Raw genomic sequence first — 13,522 nt, forward strand, 5'->3', positions numbered from 1 at the left:
CTGTTGGAGCCGTTGGCGGACTGCACGGCCAGGTCGCGGATACGCTGCAGGATGTTGGTGGACTGCTGCATGGCGCCTTCAGCGGTCTGCGACAGGGAGATACCGTCGTTGGCGTTGCGGGTCGCCTGGTTCAAACCGTTGATCTGGTTGGTCAGACGGTTGGAAATCTGCAGGCCGGCGGCATCGTCCTTGGCGCTGTTGATACGGCTACCGGTGGACAGACGCTGCATGGAAGTGGCCAGGGAGCTGGACGCGTTCTGCAGGTTACGCTGGGTGTTCAGAGACGGGATGTTGGTATTGACGGTAAGGGCCATGGTGGCGTCCTCCAGTAGAACCTTGTGTGCCTGAGCATGCGAGCGGGGCCTGCTTGCTCAGGCACCCCTGTAATTCGCATTCAAGAGGTTTATCGGTGCTTATCGTCAAACCTTTAGAGTTTTTAGCGAATTTTCTTCGCTAGAAGCTTGACAGCAAGCAACATACCGATTCGTGCAAAAGGGTTATCGACAGACGTAGCGATTTATTTAGCCCTACCGAAAGGATTTAGCGGGCGACTGACGCAGCGCTCTACGGCGGTCATCGTTTAACGCCTTGGCAAAATAAAAAGCGCCCGCTAAGGGGCGCCTATGAGCTAGCTGGGCAGTAATAACGCCAGGGCGACGTACTGCCTAAAGTCAGTCAGGTAGCCAGGCGGCTCGCCACGCCAGCAGGTTCTCACCCTCCAGCATCCACTGGCCGAGCACCTGCTGACGCAGGAGATCGCCTTGCCGCGCCGTGGCGTCGAGATCCGCCAGCTGTCCTCCGATGGCGTCGCACCAATCCTTGAACCTGTTGCGTACCCGAATGACCGGCAGATCACCCTGGTAGGGTTCCAGGTCAGAACAGATCACCGGAAAGCCACAGGCACCGTACTCGAGCAATCGCAGATTGGTCTTGCAGCGGTTGAAGAGGTTGTCTTCCAGGGGGGCTATGGCCAAGTCCAAGTTAAGGCTAGCGAGCTTCGCCGGGTAGCGTTCGATGGGAACACCCGCATGGAACTCGTGAACGAAAGGCCTGAGCCGCTCCGGGCACATGCCGAAGAAAACCCATTCCACCTCGTCGGCTAGCGCCATTACGACGTCCGCCACCAGTTCTAGATCGCCGGTATGGCTGATGCCGCCGCCCCAACCGACCCTCGGCTTGCGGCCCTGGCGCCGCTGGCTCTGACGTCCGGCCCACCAACGCGGTGGAAGGAAGTTCGGCACCACGCGGATATCCTCGTTCATGCCCGCCAACGCCGCACCTAGGGCCGGTGTGGAGACCACCAGTCGATGGCAGAGGGATACAGACTGGCGCAGCGCCTTGAGGATGTCTTTTGGAATGGAGGCGCGATAGATACTCTTGAGCGGTAGGTTGGGAAGGTAATCGTCCAGCTCGGACACCATGAACGTGCGCGACAGCGTACGTAGACGCTGCAAACTTTCCCGTTGGTCATCGGTGAGCTGGCGTTGAAGCACGAGCGTTTCGACATCGAAGCGCTCCAGCTCCAGCGGATCGGGATGCTGGTTACACACCTGTCCTTCGACCAGACCGGCCTCGCGAAGAGCGACCAGCGGCTGACGAATCCGATAGTGACCACAGCCTGCCTCGTCGGCGGGACAGACGAAGATCTGCGGCAATGCCGGGTCCTGCACACGACGTCCGCCATATCCGAAGGTAAACCCCGTGCCCTCCAATGACAGATGACGGTTATAGCTGGGATCCTTGGCCAGCAGCGGCAGCCAGCGCCGCTGCATTTCATCGCGCTCCGCATCGAGTCTGGCCTGGCGATCGGCTTCTTCGAGCGCCAGAACGGCGAGTTCGACCCCTTCGCGCCTAATCAGGCTATGGGGCGTCCAGACGTTCAGCCAACCGGCTGCGCGCAATCTCAAACAAAGGTCGACCTCACCATGGAAGGAGGTGAGTTGTGCCTCATCCAGTCCACCTACCGCCAGGTAGGCCTCACGCCGCAGCAACAGGCAAGCCTTGCCCAAGGCACTGTAGTTCTGAGTGACCTGCAGGCGATTGAGATAGCCGGTACTGGGAGCGGGTTCACCGGCGAAGACCCGTCCCGCGACCTGATCGAGTCCCAGCACGAGACCTGCCTGTTCGACCGTCTCGTGCCGATCAAGAATCTTGCCGCCGACGGCGCCCACCTCGGGTCGTTGGGCCTGGTTGACCAATTCGTCGAGCCACTCCGGCTGGATGATTTCCGCATCCTGGGCGAGCAGCAGCAGATAGGGGCTTTCGATCGCCTGGGCCACGGCGTTGACCAGGGCCGAGTAATTGAACGGACCGGCAAAGCGCCAGACCTTAACCTCTTCGCTCTGCAGCTCCTCGATTCCCTGCAACCACTGTTGCGTTGCCGCATCCTGGCTTTCGCAATCCACCAGCAGGATCTCGTAGCAGGGGTAGCGGGTCTGGGCCAGTAGGCTATCCAACAGACGCTGAATGGCGTCCAGATGATCGCGCACCGCCACGACAATGGAGACCTTGGGGCGCTCCGGATGACCGTAGTCGATACGATAGCGGCCCGGCAGCGTCAACTGTACCTCGGCCTGGAAGCCTCGTGCCTGCAGGTGCCGCTCCAGCGCCACCTGTTCATGGGGATTGAACTGCAGCGACGGCGCCGCGGCCGTCAGCAGTACCTCGTCGAGATGTTCCAGGCCGACCAGGCCTTCCTGCTCCACCAAGCGCAGGATCAGATCCAGTTCAGCGGCCCCGACGAATACCGGATCGAAGCCACCTGCGGCGAGGAATATCTCGCGCTTGAAGAACCAGCGCTGACTCAGGCTCAGCGGAAAGCCGAGCAGCAGATCCAAATTGAAATCGGGTTTGAAACAGGCGCCCCGGACACCGCTCGCCGAGCGCTGGAACTCATCGGCGTAAAGGGCTCGACAGTCTGGCCGCGTCGCCAATGTCCGGGCCACCGCGAGCAGGCCGCCAGGGGTGAACTCGACGCCGGCATCCACCAATTGCAGCCAATCCGCCGAAGCGGCGGCAGCCCAGGTATTGATCGCGGACAGCTGCTCGGCTTCGGGTACGCACAGCCATTCCACGGTGGCATGCGCTGGCGCCGCCAGGGCACTCACCACCAGGGTCAGGCGGTACGGATAGAGATTGGCCTCGAGACTGGCCAGAGTCGCCTGTAACGCCGGCATCCCTGCCCCTCGATCCAGCACCAGGGTCGCCAGGCGCGGCGGCCGAGGTTGTTGACGATCGAGATCCTCGAGAATCCGCGCCAATACCCTACCCCGTGGCGTACCGGACTCCAGCCAGGTTTCCAACCGGTCACCCATCACCAGCCGCTGCGGCTCCGCGAGCGCCAGGCGCTGCATCAGCTGCGCCACCTGACTCGTCGAATCCACCGGCAAGCCCGCGACGAAGGCGGTGCCGCGCGCTAGCATGGTTTGTCGGTGGGCTTCATCGAACAGCAGGCGGCGAATGGCGTTGACCAGGTCGTTGGCGGCTACGGTATCCACCCCCTGAGCGGGAACCAAACCAGGACCGTAGAAGAAGCCGGTCTCGGTCATGAGATTGAGCACTGGCGTTCCTACCAGCAGAGCCTCCACCTGTAGACCCGACTCCACCGCCACCACGACGTCGGCAGCGAGCAGGAACGGCAACGGATCACCGTCGGCATACCTGAAGGCATCTTGTGCCAGGGCATAGTCGGCGGCCAGCGCTTGCACCTGTTCGATACCGAAGCGGCCCTGGGGACGGCGCCCCTTGATGATGACCTGAACCTCATGGCCCAACTCACGAATCGTTTGCAGATAGGCGCGCAGCACCTGCTCGTCCAGGCTCAACTCGGGCGGCAGCCAGTGCTCGGACACCAGGGTGGTGCCCAGGACCACGAGCGGACGATCCGGCTGCAAGCCCAATTCCAGGCAGAGGCTGGCCCGCATCCTGGCGCGCTCGCCGCGCTGTTCGAGCAGTTGGTCGAATTGAGGTAGGCCGAGCACATGCAGGCGCTCGGCGGCGAAGCCCGCATCACCGTAGAGCTGCCGGCTATCCTCCGACCAGACCACCATCTGCTCGGAGTTCTGCTGGTCATGCACCGTGTAGGGGTAGCACAAGGTCGGATTGTGCTCCAGGTGCAGCGAGGGAATGCCCCGGGCCTTGGCCCAGGCCACGCAGGTCTTGGAGGCGAACATCCAGTCTTCGTTGACGGCAACCAGCTCGATCTCGTAGCTGGCGGCCAGTCGATCCAGGGCTTCGACCAGCGCAAAGGCGGTCGGCAAGGTGGCGGCGGTGACATCCCAGAGAGGCTCGGCCAGCTGCTGCCAAGAACCGCCGGCAGCATCGAGCTCGCGCTGCATGCCCTGCTCCACTGCACTGGAAAATGCCGCGGGTATCCGCTTCTCGAATTCCTCTCTAGCCGCCGCGAGACCACCCTCGAGCAAGGAGTCGAGCACCAGCAGCTCGCTGCCGTGGCATTTCAGGAGGTCTTCCAGCTCGGGAACGACGAAGCCCCGGAAGGTAATCACTACCCGCGGACCAGCGGCGTTGAGATAGCGCTCCAGCAGCGGCAGGTTCTTGGGCCAGAATTGGGTGATCAAGGCGCGGGTTGGCTTAGACATGGGACTCATTCGGCCAGGAAAGCATTGAAGAGAGCGTTCAACAGCTGCGGAACGGCCTGGTAATCCACGATCGCGCCGAGGTCGACGCCCTTGTAGTGGCAGGCCGCTCTGACATCCGGTTGCCGCTGCCACGCCTGCAAGCACTGGAGAACGCTGAAATCCGCATGGTACTTGCGATGCCAGCGGGTAAAGTCAGACCAATAGGCCGCGCCGAGCAGAGGCGTCAGATCGGGTAGGCTGGCCAGTGACGTGGGCTGCGGTCCCTCCCGGAAGAACCAGAGGATGAACAGGAAAAAGCGATTGCGGGGTGCTTGCAGATGCGGGCGCAGCCCCGCGATCAGCTCCGCCTGAGTCAGCGCGGGCTGCCCCGGTAGCGTCTCGAGAAAGGCCAGGAAATCGGCGAATTCCGGATCGGTCTGGCGATAGCCAAGCCACCGCCGCCACAGTGAGGGCCAGTAACCGCAGGACTGGGTAGGCTCGAACGCCTCGAACCCAGGAGGCAGCAAAGGCCGCCAGACGGGCCTGGACTGCATGGAGGAAGGAAGAACGAAGCCGACCATAGACTACCTGCGTGACGACTGTCCGGCGCCCAAGGCGATGCCGTACAGAAAGTTGACGGATCCGGTCGCGGAGCAAGATTCACACCAGCAGCTTGAATCCCGCCTGCTGGGCCAATTGCTGAACCCTGTCGGGAAAGCGAAAGCCCTGCATGAAGAGATAGCCCGAGCGCCCGCGAATGAAATCGAGATAGGACCGCGCATGGCCGTTGTTGCGAGAGGCCATGAAGAAGACCCCGTACTTGTCATGGGTCTTGGGCACCGGCACGGTGGGCCAGCAGGCCTTGTGATCCAGGCGGGTATTGAAGATCACCAGGTCGCCCGCCTCGCTCGGTACCCGATAGCCTTGCTGGCTTTCGTCGTACCAGCGCATGTCGACCTGATGGGAGCCGGGGATGACTTCGACGCCGCCACCGTATTCAGGGGAGTTGGTCTGAAAGTACCAGGCGATCTGGACGATGTCGCAGTCCGGCTCCCAGTGGAAGCTGTGTCCGGCCTTCTGCTGGGAGTCGGTGTCCTTGTGCCAGGTGCCATAGCCACGCCGATGCATGGCCGATTCCGGCAACAGGATAAAATCCTCGCCCAGGAGGATCTGCAGGACGGCGACCATCTGCGACTCGAACAGCCTCTGCCAGACCACCGGATAGCGATTGAAGACATCGATCCGGATGTCCCCCAGGCGGGGATGCTCGTAGATATCCCCCTCGTAGCGCGGCTGATGATCGAACAGGGCGCCCATCTCGTTGCGCAGGCCGGAAATCTCCTCGCGCGGCAACAATTCCTTGATCAGGGCGAAACCGTTGCGCTGGTAACTCTGCCGCAGGGAGCAGGCGAAGTCTTCGTACTCAGACATGGCGAACGATCTCCTCGGGCATGGGCTTGCGCGCCATCACCCACATGTGGGACGACATTCCCGAGCGGGCCAGGAAGTCCTGGAAGGCCTCGCCCACCTCGGCTCTACGGGTGAACAACACCTCGTGCAGGAAGGGGTCCAGCTGCTTTTCCGCCGCCCTGGCGGCCAGTCCCTTGGCGACCAACTCCACATCCAGGCGACCGGGGGTGAAGCAGTCCAGCACCTGTAGTCCGCAACGCTGCAACAGCTGTGGCAGGGACCTCGTGTTGAAGTAGTTGAGGTGTTCGTGGTCGACGCAGGGACTGTCGCGCCCGAGCTGCTGGACGTCGAAACCCTCGCCATTGGGACAGGTCAGGATGAGCGCGCCGCCTGGCCGCAGGAGCTGGCACAGGCTGTCGATCACCCGTCGCGGGGCGAACAGGTGCTCTATCACTTCGAAGGCAACGATCAGATCGAAACGGCGCGCGGTGGTCGCCGCATAATCTTCGACGCGCTGCTCCACCACTTCGAATCCCTGCTGCCGGCAAATCTCCGCGAGGGCAGGCGTCGGCTCGATGCCGACCACCTTGTCCCAGAGGCCGCGCGTCACCATCTCTTGGCAGAAGGAGCCATAGCCCGCCCCTACCTCCAGGAGTTCGCCGAACGGCAGCGCCGTGCGCCGGCACAACTCCAGGGAGCGCTCCACCCGAGGCACTATGACCGAGGCATGACGCGCCTTGGCCGAGGCCGGATAGATATGCTCGGCCCAGTAGGCGTAGTTCTGGCTCTGCCGATAGAAGTCGCCGAGCAATTGCTCGCTCGGGCGCGGATTGACGTAGAAGGTAGCGCAGGCCCGGCAATCGACGTAGCGAAAGCCGTTCTTCTCGAACTTGAAGCGCTCGTCGCGGCTACCGCAGGCCGGACAGGCCGCCTCGACGAACTCGTCGGCGCGGGCCAACAAGAGCGCTATGTCGTGCAACAGGGCCTGGCGCTGCCCATCGAGCAGCGCGGCGGGACGGATGTCGTCTTCTTTCATGGCTACGCCCCTCAACGCCGGTATTTCTGCTGCTGGTCCAGCGGCAGGTGAACGGGGCCGTAGGCGCTGGGCTCACCCCAGAGATTGTCCTTCCACCACTGGCCATCTTCGATCCACCAGACCCGCGGCGAGCGGAAGGTATCGGCGGTCTGCCAGAACTCGTCTTCGCTGAGCCCTACGTAGTCCAGCCAGTGCTGTAGATCGCTGGAGACCACGTGGTCCATGCGGCGGACGATCTCCACGCCTTCCTCGCGGCTCAGATAACCCGCCCGGATGTCCTTGGAGGCATGGTCCGACGCCCGGCCGTAGCCGAACTTGATGAACTTGAGCAGATCGTGGACGCCGTTCTCGTAGCGGTCGTCCAGGTTGGACATCTGCCGGTAGGTGCGCTCGAACGGCTTGTCCGCCATCTTCCAGCCGTACTCCTGTTGTACCAGCCGGGTGTGCTGATTGGGGTCCCAGGGGAAGAAGTTGCCGATATAAATCCCGCGTACCCCGGTCTTGAGGATGTCGGCATCGCTGGGGTAGCGCGCCCAGAGCAGGTCCTTCTCGCGCAGCGGTTCCCGGGGATCGCCGAGCATGTCGTGCCATTCGAAGCCGCGCAGGGCGTGCTCGTGGCGGACCCGGGCGCTGAATTCCACGTAATCGTCCGGATCGAACATGCCGGAGATGTCCCAGGCCGTCTCGCCCCAGATGATCAAGGGGATGTCGAACTTCACCGCCACCTGGATCGGATAGGTCATGATCCCACAGTGGGCATGCCAGTTCATGTCGCCCATCTTGCGGAAGCACAGGCGATTCAGACGCTTGAGCACCTCGACGCTAGGGCCGAACACCTGGTGGTCGGCATCGAACACCTGGCGCATGCGGTCGCGGTTGTAGTCGCCCTCCGGCAGGTAGTTGTTGCCGTGGTAGGTGACCAGCAGCGGCTTGAGGCCGTATTGGCTGGCGATGACGTGGGCCTGGTAGTAGCTGTCCTTGCCGCCGCTGACCGGGATGATGCAGTCGTAGTTGTCGTTGCGCTTGCCTGCCCCGGTCTCCTCCAGCACCCGCTCGAAGCGCTTGCGGCGTTCATCCCAGAAGTTCGCCGGCAGTTGCGCGAATTGCTCCGCCACCTGGCAGGCCGAGCAGACCAGGTCGTCGTCAAGCGTCAGGTTGACACTGGCCTGGGGATAGACACAGCGGCTGCAGTACCTCATGGAAGCCTCCTAGCGGCTCAGTAACTGGGGGCTGCGCACGTTCAGCCCACGCTCGAACAGGTATTGCCGCGCCAAATAGACGCTCTGATCGAGATGATGAAAGATGTTCGCCGCCGCTACCGCGTCGACGTCGGTCTGCTCCAGCGCCTCGGCCAGATGCGCCCACTCGCCCACCCCGCCCAGGGCGATCACGGGAATGCGTGCGACCTGACAAACCCGGTTCAACAGTTCGAGATCGTAGCCCTGGCGCGCCCCGTCGCGTTCGACGACGTTGATCAGCAGCTCACCCGCGCCACGCGCCTGGACCTCCCCCACCCAGTCCACCACGTCGCGGCCGCTATCACGCCGGCCGCCCTCGGCCAGTACGCGATAGCGGCCATCCTGCAAGGTCACGTCCACCGACACCACCACGCACTGGGCGCCATGTTCGCGACTGGCGGCCTCGATCAGTCCGGGATCGTCCAGCGCGGCGGTGTTGAGACTGATCTTGTCGGCGCCGATGGCCAGGCGACGGGCGATGTCGTCGAGCGAACGAATCCGACCGCCGAGGGTGACGGGCATCTGCGCCTGACGGGCGATCTCGCCGACGATGGCTTCGAAGTCCTGTAGATTGCGATGGCCGAGGTCATCACGCCCCAAGTCGTAGTGGGCCTCGCGGCTGATATCGAGGTAGATCAGCTCGTCGGCGGCCCAGTCGCTCAGCCGTTGGACGGCGGTGGCCGGATTACCCAGCACCGGGTGGCGGGTGAAGCCCTTGCTCTGCACCAGCTGGCCGTTCTTGAGCAGCAGGACGGGAATCAGGCGTTTTTTCTTCATGCCAGCTCCAGGAAATTCCGCAGCAGCCGGCGTCCGGGCCCCTGGCTCTTTTCGGGATGGAACTGGACACCCAGGACATTGCCGCGCCCGATCATGGCGGCGAAGCGCTGGCCGTAGTCCACGCTCGCCAGCACGTCGGCCGGCTCGGTCGTCTGGAAACCATAGCTGTGCACGAAGTAGAAATCCGGGTGATCGTCCAGTCCCTGCAGCAGCGGATGCTCGCGCTCCGGACGGACGTCGTTCCAGCCGACATGGGGCAGCGGCAGATCGCCACTGGCGAGCCGTTCCACGGTTCCGGGGATCCAGCCGAGGCCGCGGTGGCGACCGAATTCCAGGCCCTCCTCGGCGAGCAGTTGCATGCCGACGCAGATGCCGAGGAAGGGCCTGCCCTCCTCCAGCACCAGGCGCCTGAGCAGCGGCAGGGGTAGCGTCGCTTCCACCTTGGCCATGGCCGCCCCGAAGGCCCCTACGCCTGGCAGCACCAGGTGGCTGGCAGCGGCGATCACGTCAGGGTCGTTGGAAAGCTGGGTCGGCGCCAGGCTGCTGAACAGGTTGACCACCGAGCGGACGTTGCCCGCGCCGTAATCCAGCACGCAGACGCGGGTCACTGCCCCGCCTCCTGGACATGGTGCCAGGCCAGCGCCTGTCCGCGCCGCAGCGGCTCACGCGCGGTACCGCGCAGGACCCGTTCGAGGTGCTTGGGCGCAAGCCCCAGGCCAGGCCGAATGGCGCGGACGTTGGCCTCGCTGAAGGCTTCGCCCGCGGCCATGTCCCGGACCACATAGAGCGAGCGTCGGAAGACCAGCGACTTGCGCTCCTCGGGCGTCGGTCCGTAATGCACCTGTCCCAGCGCCTGCCAAGCCCGCTCGGTCTCCAGGACGAGGGCCTTGAGTTCGTCGGGCTCCAGCGAAAAACTCGCATCCACCCCGCCTTCCGCCCGAGACAGGGTGAAGTGCTTCTCGACCACGCTCGCGCCCAGCGCGACCGCCGCCACTGCGGCCCCCACCCCCGGCGTGTGATCGCTGAGTCCGATTTCGCACCCGAACAACTCCCGCATGTGGGGGATGCTGCGCAGGTGGGTGTTGGCCGGACTGGCGGGATAGGTACTGGTGCACTTGAGCAGAACCAGATCGCGACACCCGGCCGAGCGTGCGGCGTCCACGCATTCCTCCAGCTCAGCGAGGCTGGCCATGCCGGTGGAGATGATCAGCGGTTTGCCGGTCGCGGCGACGCGCCGGATCAGCGGCAGATCGACGTTCTCGAAGCTGGCGATCTTGTAGGCCGGAACGCCGAGGGACTCGAGGAAGTCGACCGACGAGGCATCGAATGGCGTGGAGAAGACCTCCAGGCCTCGCTCACGGGCACGCTGGAAGATGGGCTCGTGCCATTCCCAGGGCGTATGGGCCTCGCCGTACAGCCGATAGAGCGAGGTGCCGGCCCAGAGGCTGGCGGGATCGCCGATATGAAACTCGCCCTCGTCCAGATCCAGGGTCATGGTATCGGGGGTATAGGTCTGCAGCTTGAGGGCATGGGCCCCGGCGTCAGCGGCGGCCTCGACCAGCGCCAGCGCCCGCTCCAGGGATTGGTTGTGGTTGCCGCTCATTTCGGCGATCACCAAGGGCGGAGCGTCGCGTCCCACCAGGCGGCGACCGATGTGGAAGGTACTCATGACGGATTTCTCGGCAGGGAAAGCTGAAGATGATGATCTCGCAGCAGGAAGCCGGCGCGTTGGAACAGGCGCAAGGACGCCCCGTTGCCTGGACGCACCCGCGCCTGCAGGCTGTGCAAGTCGCTCCAGTGACGCGATACCGCGCGTTCGCCGAGGCGCAGGAGGTGTTCACCCCAGCCCTGGCCAAGCCGTTCGGGTAGCAGATAGAGCGAAACGTCGGCGCTCGCGTCGGCCTGGCGATCAAAGCGCAGCACGCCCACCGGGCCATCCAGGGTCTCGGCGATCAGCAGCAACCTGCGCTCGGGTTGGGCCAGCACCTGCTGGAGCCAGCCTTGATGCTGCGTCCAGCCGATGGGATCGGTATTGACGGAGGCCTGCCGTACCCGTTCGGCATTGCGGCCACGCCAGAGCAACTGCGCATCGTCGAGGCTAGCCGGGCGCAGACGCAGCTCCGGTCCGAGCAGCGCCGCCACTACGCGTGCGGTGCCTCGACCATCCACCAGCGCTCTGCCGTGAGCCACGAGGCTACGCCTGAGGCCCAGGCTCGCCTGCAGCGTCTGCACGGCGGCGCGATAGTCCGCAACGCTCACCTGCGCCGCGTCCCCCAGATACAGGTGCGCGCCGGCCACGGCCAGGGCTTCGGCATTGGCGCGCTGGTTGGGCGCCAGGGCCACGCAAAGGCTGGGCACGCCCACACTCGCCCGCTCCCAGGCCGTGCCACCGCCGGCGCCTATGGCGAGGTCCGCCTCCCGCAGCAGGCCGGCGAAGTCATTTACCTGTCGCCGGAGCCGCCAGGTGGGTTGCTCGCGGCAGCGCGCCTCCAGCAAGGCCCAATGCGGATTGGCCTGGCCGGCGACGACATCCACCTGAAGGTCGGAAAACTCGCTCAAGGCGGTCAACACCTTGAACGTCTCTCCCGCGGCATCCACGCCGCCGAAGCTCACCAGCACACGCCGGATCGAATCCTGGAGCGCGGGACGAGGATCCGCGAAGGCTGGCCGCAACAGGGCGAATCGCGGACCCGCGAGCACGCTGGTCTCGTCCGGCAGTGGAAGCAGCCGCGCCGCGGCGGTCAGATTCTGGTCCAGCAACACCTCGACGGCATGCCGGCGGTTATCCAGGTCGTCGATGGCCAGGACGCGCTGCGCCCGCGGCCGTACCGCGACCTCCCATTCGTGACCGAGTCCGTAGTGGTCCACCAGGCACCAGGCGAAGGTCAAGCCCTCGGGTAGTGCCCTCCAGAGCGCCGCGATATCGTCCTGCCAGGGTAGCGCCGCTTCACAAGCCTCGCGCGTGTCCGCCAGTGGCAGGGCATGCACCTCATGACCACGATCGGCAATCAACGTCAGCAGATCACCCGGGCCGGAGCGGCAGGCGAAATGCACCTGGCAACCGGCCGCCACCAGGGCATCCGCCAGGGTCAGGCAGCGCATCACATGCCCCGAGCCGATCGTGGTCGAGGCATCGCACCTGATCAGGATACGCATGGGCGTCCCGTACCGGCCAGGAACGCCCCGTAGAGCGCTTCCGCGCGCTGCCAGTCCTCCGGTGTATCGATGTCCTGCACCCGATGGCGTGGCAGGCGTACTGGCAGCGAATGCGGCGCGTGCAGGGGAGCACCCTGCCCCCAGGCGGCGACACGCCCCCAATAGAACTGCCCGGCGTCGTGGAAGGCCGGTTCCAGATCCTGGGAGCGGGTTTCGTAGAATTGCGGATAGAGCGATTCGACCCCGCCATCCGGTCTCAGACGCAAGGCCCGCTGCACCGGCGCGGCATAGTCGGTGACGCTGAAGGCGTAGGCCTTGTCGGGCTGAGCCGCGAGCAGCTCCAGCCCGCGGGTCAGATCCGCCGCCGTGACGAAGGGCGCAGTGGCGTACAGGCAGCAGGCGTAGGCGAAGACCTCGCCCTGCTCGCGCAGGAAAGCCACCGCGTGCTGAATCACCTCGACGGTACCGGTATGGTCATCGGCCAGCGCAGCAGGCCGCAGGAAGGGCACTTCGGCGCCGTAGTCCCGGGCCACCGCGGCGATTTCGGCGTCGTCGGTGCTGACCACCACCCGAGCGAACAACCCGCTGTCCAGAGCGGCCTGGATGGAGTGGGCGAGCATGGGCCGACCGTGGAATGGCTTGATGTTCTTGCGCGGGATACGCTTGCTGCCGCCGCGGGCCGGAATGATGGCGACGGCGCTCACGGCTGTTTCTCCAACAGGAACCAGGTGAGGTCATCGGCTGGGAACAGAGGGTCGCGGTGATAGACGAAGCCGTAGTCGAGCAGGCGCAGATCGGCATGGCGATCGAGCAATTCACCGGCGAAATCGCGCTTGAACAGCCGCTCGGCATGACCGCGGTAGCTCACTTCCACCGGCGTTGGATTGTAGTATTCGGCCACCAGGATGAAGCGCCGGCTGGCCTGATGGAGCTTGTCGTAGGCAGCGGCCAGCGTCTCGGGCGGCAAATGGATGAGCACGCCCTTGGTGAAGGCCAGGTCGAAACACTGCGTCAGCGGATAGTCGAACAACGAGCCTTCCCAGACCTCGGCCACGCCCAGCTCACGCGCCAGGGCACAAGCCTTGGCGTTGAGCTCCACGCCCTGCAGCTGGGCAGCGGGCAACAGGGCTCGCAAGGCCTGCAGGTTGAGGCCGCGATTGGTACCCAGTTCGAGCACGCTGTCCAGGCCGCCCGCGCGGGCCAAGGCGCGACCGAAGAAGGCCAGGTTGCTGGCCACGGCCGCGGCGCCGGCATTTCGGTCGGCGTAGGCATCGCCGAACTCGCCTTGCCAGAAGCGCTCCTGTGCGGTCATTTCTCGCATCGGGGTT

General features: G+C 64.6%; 12 protein-coding genes. All 12 read right to left on the minus strand.

The genetic code is table 11. The annotated features are described in order from the left end of the window. Positions 1-314: flagellin N-terminal helical domain-containing protein (locus tag FAZ11_RS04565; RefSeq protein WP_479681258.1), on the minus strand; the 314-nt coding region annotated here is incomplete at its 3' end. Between the two features lie 357 nt (positions 315-671). Next, positions 672-4,598: a glycosyltransferase gene (locus tag FAZ11_RS04570; protein WP_058772709.1), complete on the minus strand. Its 3,927-nt coding sequence runs from the start codon at positions 4,596-4,598 to the stop codon at positions 672-674. Between the two features lie 5 nt (positions 4,599-4,603). Continuing rightward, positions 4,604-5,158 (minus strand): hypothetical protein, encoded by a 555-nt coding sequence (locus tag FAZ11_RS04575; protein ID WP_137279171.1) that lies wholly within the window; start codon positions 5,156-5,158, stop codon positions 4,604-4,606. A gap of 79 nt (positions 5,159-5,237) precedes the next feature. Then, positions 5,238-6,008, minus strand: coding sequence for a phytanoyl-CoA dioxygenase family protein (locus tag FAZ11_RS04580; RefSeq protein WP_058772711.1), 771 nt, complete (start codon positions 6,006-6,008; stop codon positions 5,238-5,240). Next, on the minus strand, positions 6,001-7,023 hold the full coding sequence (locus tag FAZ11_RS04585; protein ID WP_058772712.1) for a class I SAM-dependent methyltransferase: 1,023 nt from the start codon (positions 7,021-7,023) through the stop codon (positions 6,001-6,003). The genes FAZ11_RS04580 and FAZ11_RS04585 overlap by 8 nt, the downstream gene beginning before the upstream one ends. Before the next feature lie 11 nt (positions 7,024-7,034). Next, positions 7,035-8,222 (minus strand): N-acetyl sugar amidotransferase, encoded by a 1,188-nt coding sequence (locus tag FAZ11_RS04590; protein ID WP_058772713.1) that lies wholly within the window; start codon positions 8,220-8,222, stop codon positions 7,035-7,037. A gap of 9 nt (positions 8,223-8,231) precedes the next feature. Further along, positions 8,232-9,038, minus strand: a complete 807-nt coding sequence (hisF, locus tag FAZ11_RS04595; protein WP_058772714.1) for an imidazole glycerol phosphate synthase subunit HisF — start codon at positions 9,036-9,038, stop codon at positions 8,232-8,234. After that, positions 9,035-9,646, minus strand: coding sequence for an imidazole glycerol phosphate synthase subunit HisH (gene hisH, locus FAZ11_RS04600; RefSeq protein ID WP_058772715.1), 612 nt, complete (start codon positions 9,644-9,646; stop codon positions 9,035-9,037). The genes hisF and hisH overlap by 4 nt, the downstream gene beginning before the upstream one ends. Beyond that, positions 9,643-10,707, minus strand: a complete 1,065-nt coding sequence (gene pseI / locus FAZ11_RS04605; RefSeq protein WP_058772716.1) for a pseudaminic acid synthase — start codon at positions 10,705-10,707, stop codon at positions 9,643-9,645. The genes hisH and pseI overlap by 4 nt, the downstream gene beginning before the upstream one ends. Then, a complete protein-coding gene (gene pseG, locus FAZ11_RS04610) occupies positions 10,704-12,194 on the minus strand; it encodes a UDP-2,4-diacetamido-2,4,6-trideoxy-beta-L-altropyranose hydrolase (protein WP_058772717.1) in 1,491 nt (496 codons plus the stop codon). The genes pseI and pseG overlap by 4 nt, the downstream gene beginning before the upstream one ends. After that, entirely contained in the window at positions 12,182-12,898 is a 717-nt protein-coding gene (gene pseF / locus FAZ11_RS04615; RefSeq protein WP_058772718.1) for a pseudaminic acid cytidylyltransferase, read from the minus strand. Before pseF ends, pseG begins: the two co-directional genes overlap by 13 nt. Further along, complete coding sequence (locus tag FAZ11_RS04620) at positions 12,895-13,515, minus strand: pseudaminic acid biosynthesis-associated methylase (RefSeq protein WP_058772719.1); 621 nt, start codon at positions 13,513-13,515, stop codon at positions 12,895-12,897. Before FAZ11_RS04620 ends, pseF begins: the two co-directional genes overlap by 4 nt. Positions 13,516-13,522: the final 7 nt, after the last annotated feature.

Source organism: Pseudomonas rhizoryzae (assembly GCF_005250615.1).
In the GTDB taxonomy this organism is placed as follows: Bacteria; Pseudomonadota; Gammaproteobacteria; order Pseudomonadales; family Pseudomonadaceae; genus Chryseomonas; species Chryseomonas rhizoryzae.

Bases quoted from the DNA above. Each gene is read 5' to 3' on its own strand.
- FAZ11_RS04570 (WP_058772709.1), bottom strand. From the start codon at position 4,598: ATGTCTAAGCCAACCCGCGCCTTGATCACCCAATTCTGGCCCAAGAAC.
- FAZ11_RS04575 (WP_137279171.1), bottom strand. From the start codon at position 5,158: ATGGTCGGCTTCGTTCTTCCTTCCTCCATGCAGTCCAGGCCCGTCTGG.
- FAZ11_RS04580 (WP_058772711.1), bottom strand. From the start codon at position 6,008: ATGTCTGAGTACGAAGACTTCGCCTGCTCCCTGCGGCAGAGTTACCAG.
- FAZ11_RS04585 (WP_058772712.1), bottom strand. From the start codon at position 7,023: ATGAAAGAAGACGACATCCGTCCCGCCGCGCTGCTCGATGGGCAGCGC.
- FAZ11_RS04590 (WP_058772713.1), bottom strand. From the start codon at position 8,222: ATGAGGTACTGCAGCCGCTGTGTCTATCCCCAGGCCAGTGTCAACCTG.
- hisF (WP_058772714.1), bottom strand. From the start codon at position 9,038: ATGAAGAAAAAACGCCTGATTCCCGTCCTGCTGCTCAAGAACGGCCAG.
- pseI (WP_058772716.1), bottom strand. From the start codon at position 10,707: ATGAGTACCTTCCACATCGGTCGCCGCCTGGTGGGACGCGACGCTCCG.
- pseG (WP_058772717.1), bottom strand. From the start codon at position 12,194: ATGCGTATCCTGATCAGGTGCGATGCCTCGACCACGATCGGCTCGGGG.
- FAZ11_RS04620 (WP_058772719.1), bottom strand. From the start codon at position 13,515: ATGCGAGAAATGACCGCACAGGAGCGCTTCTGGCAAGGCGAGTTCGGC.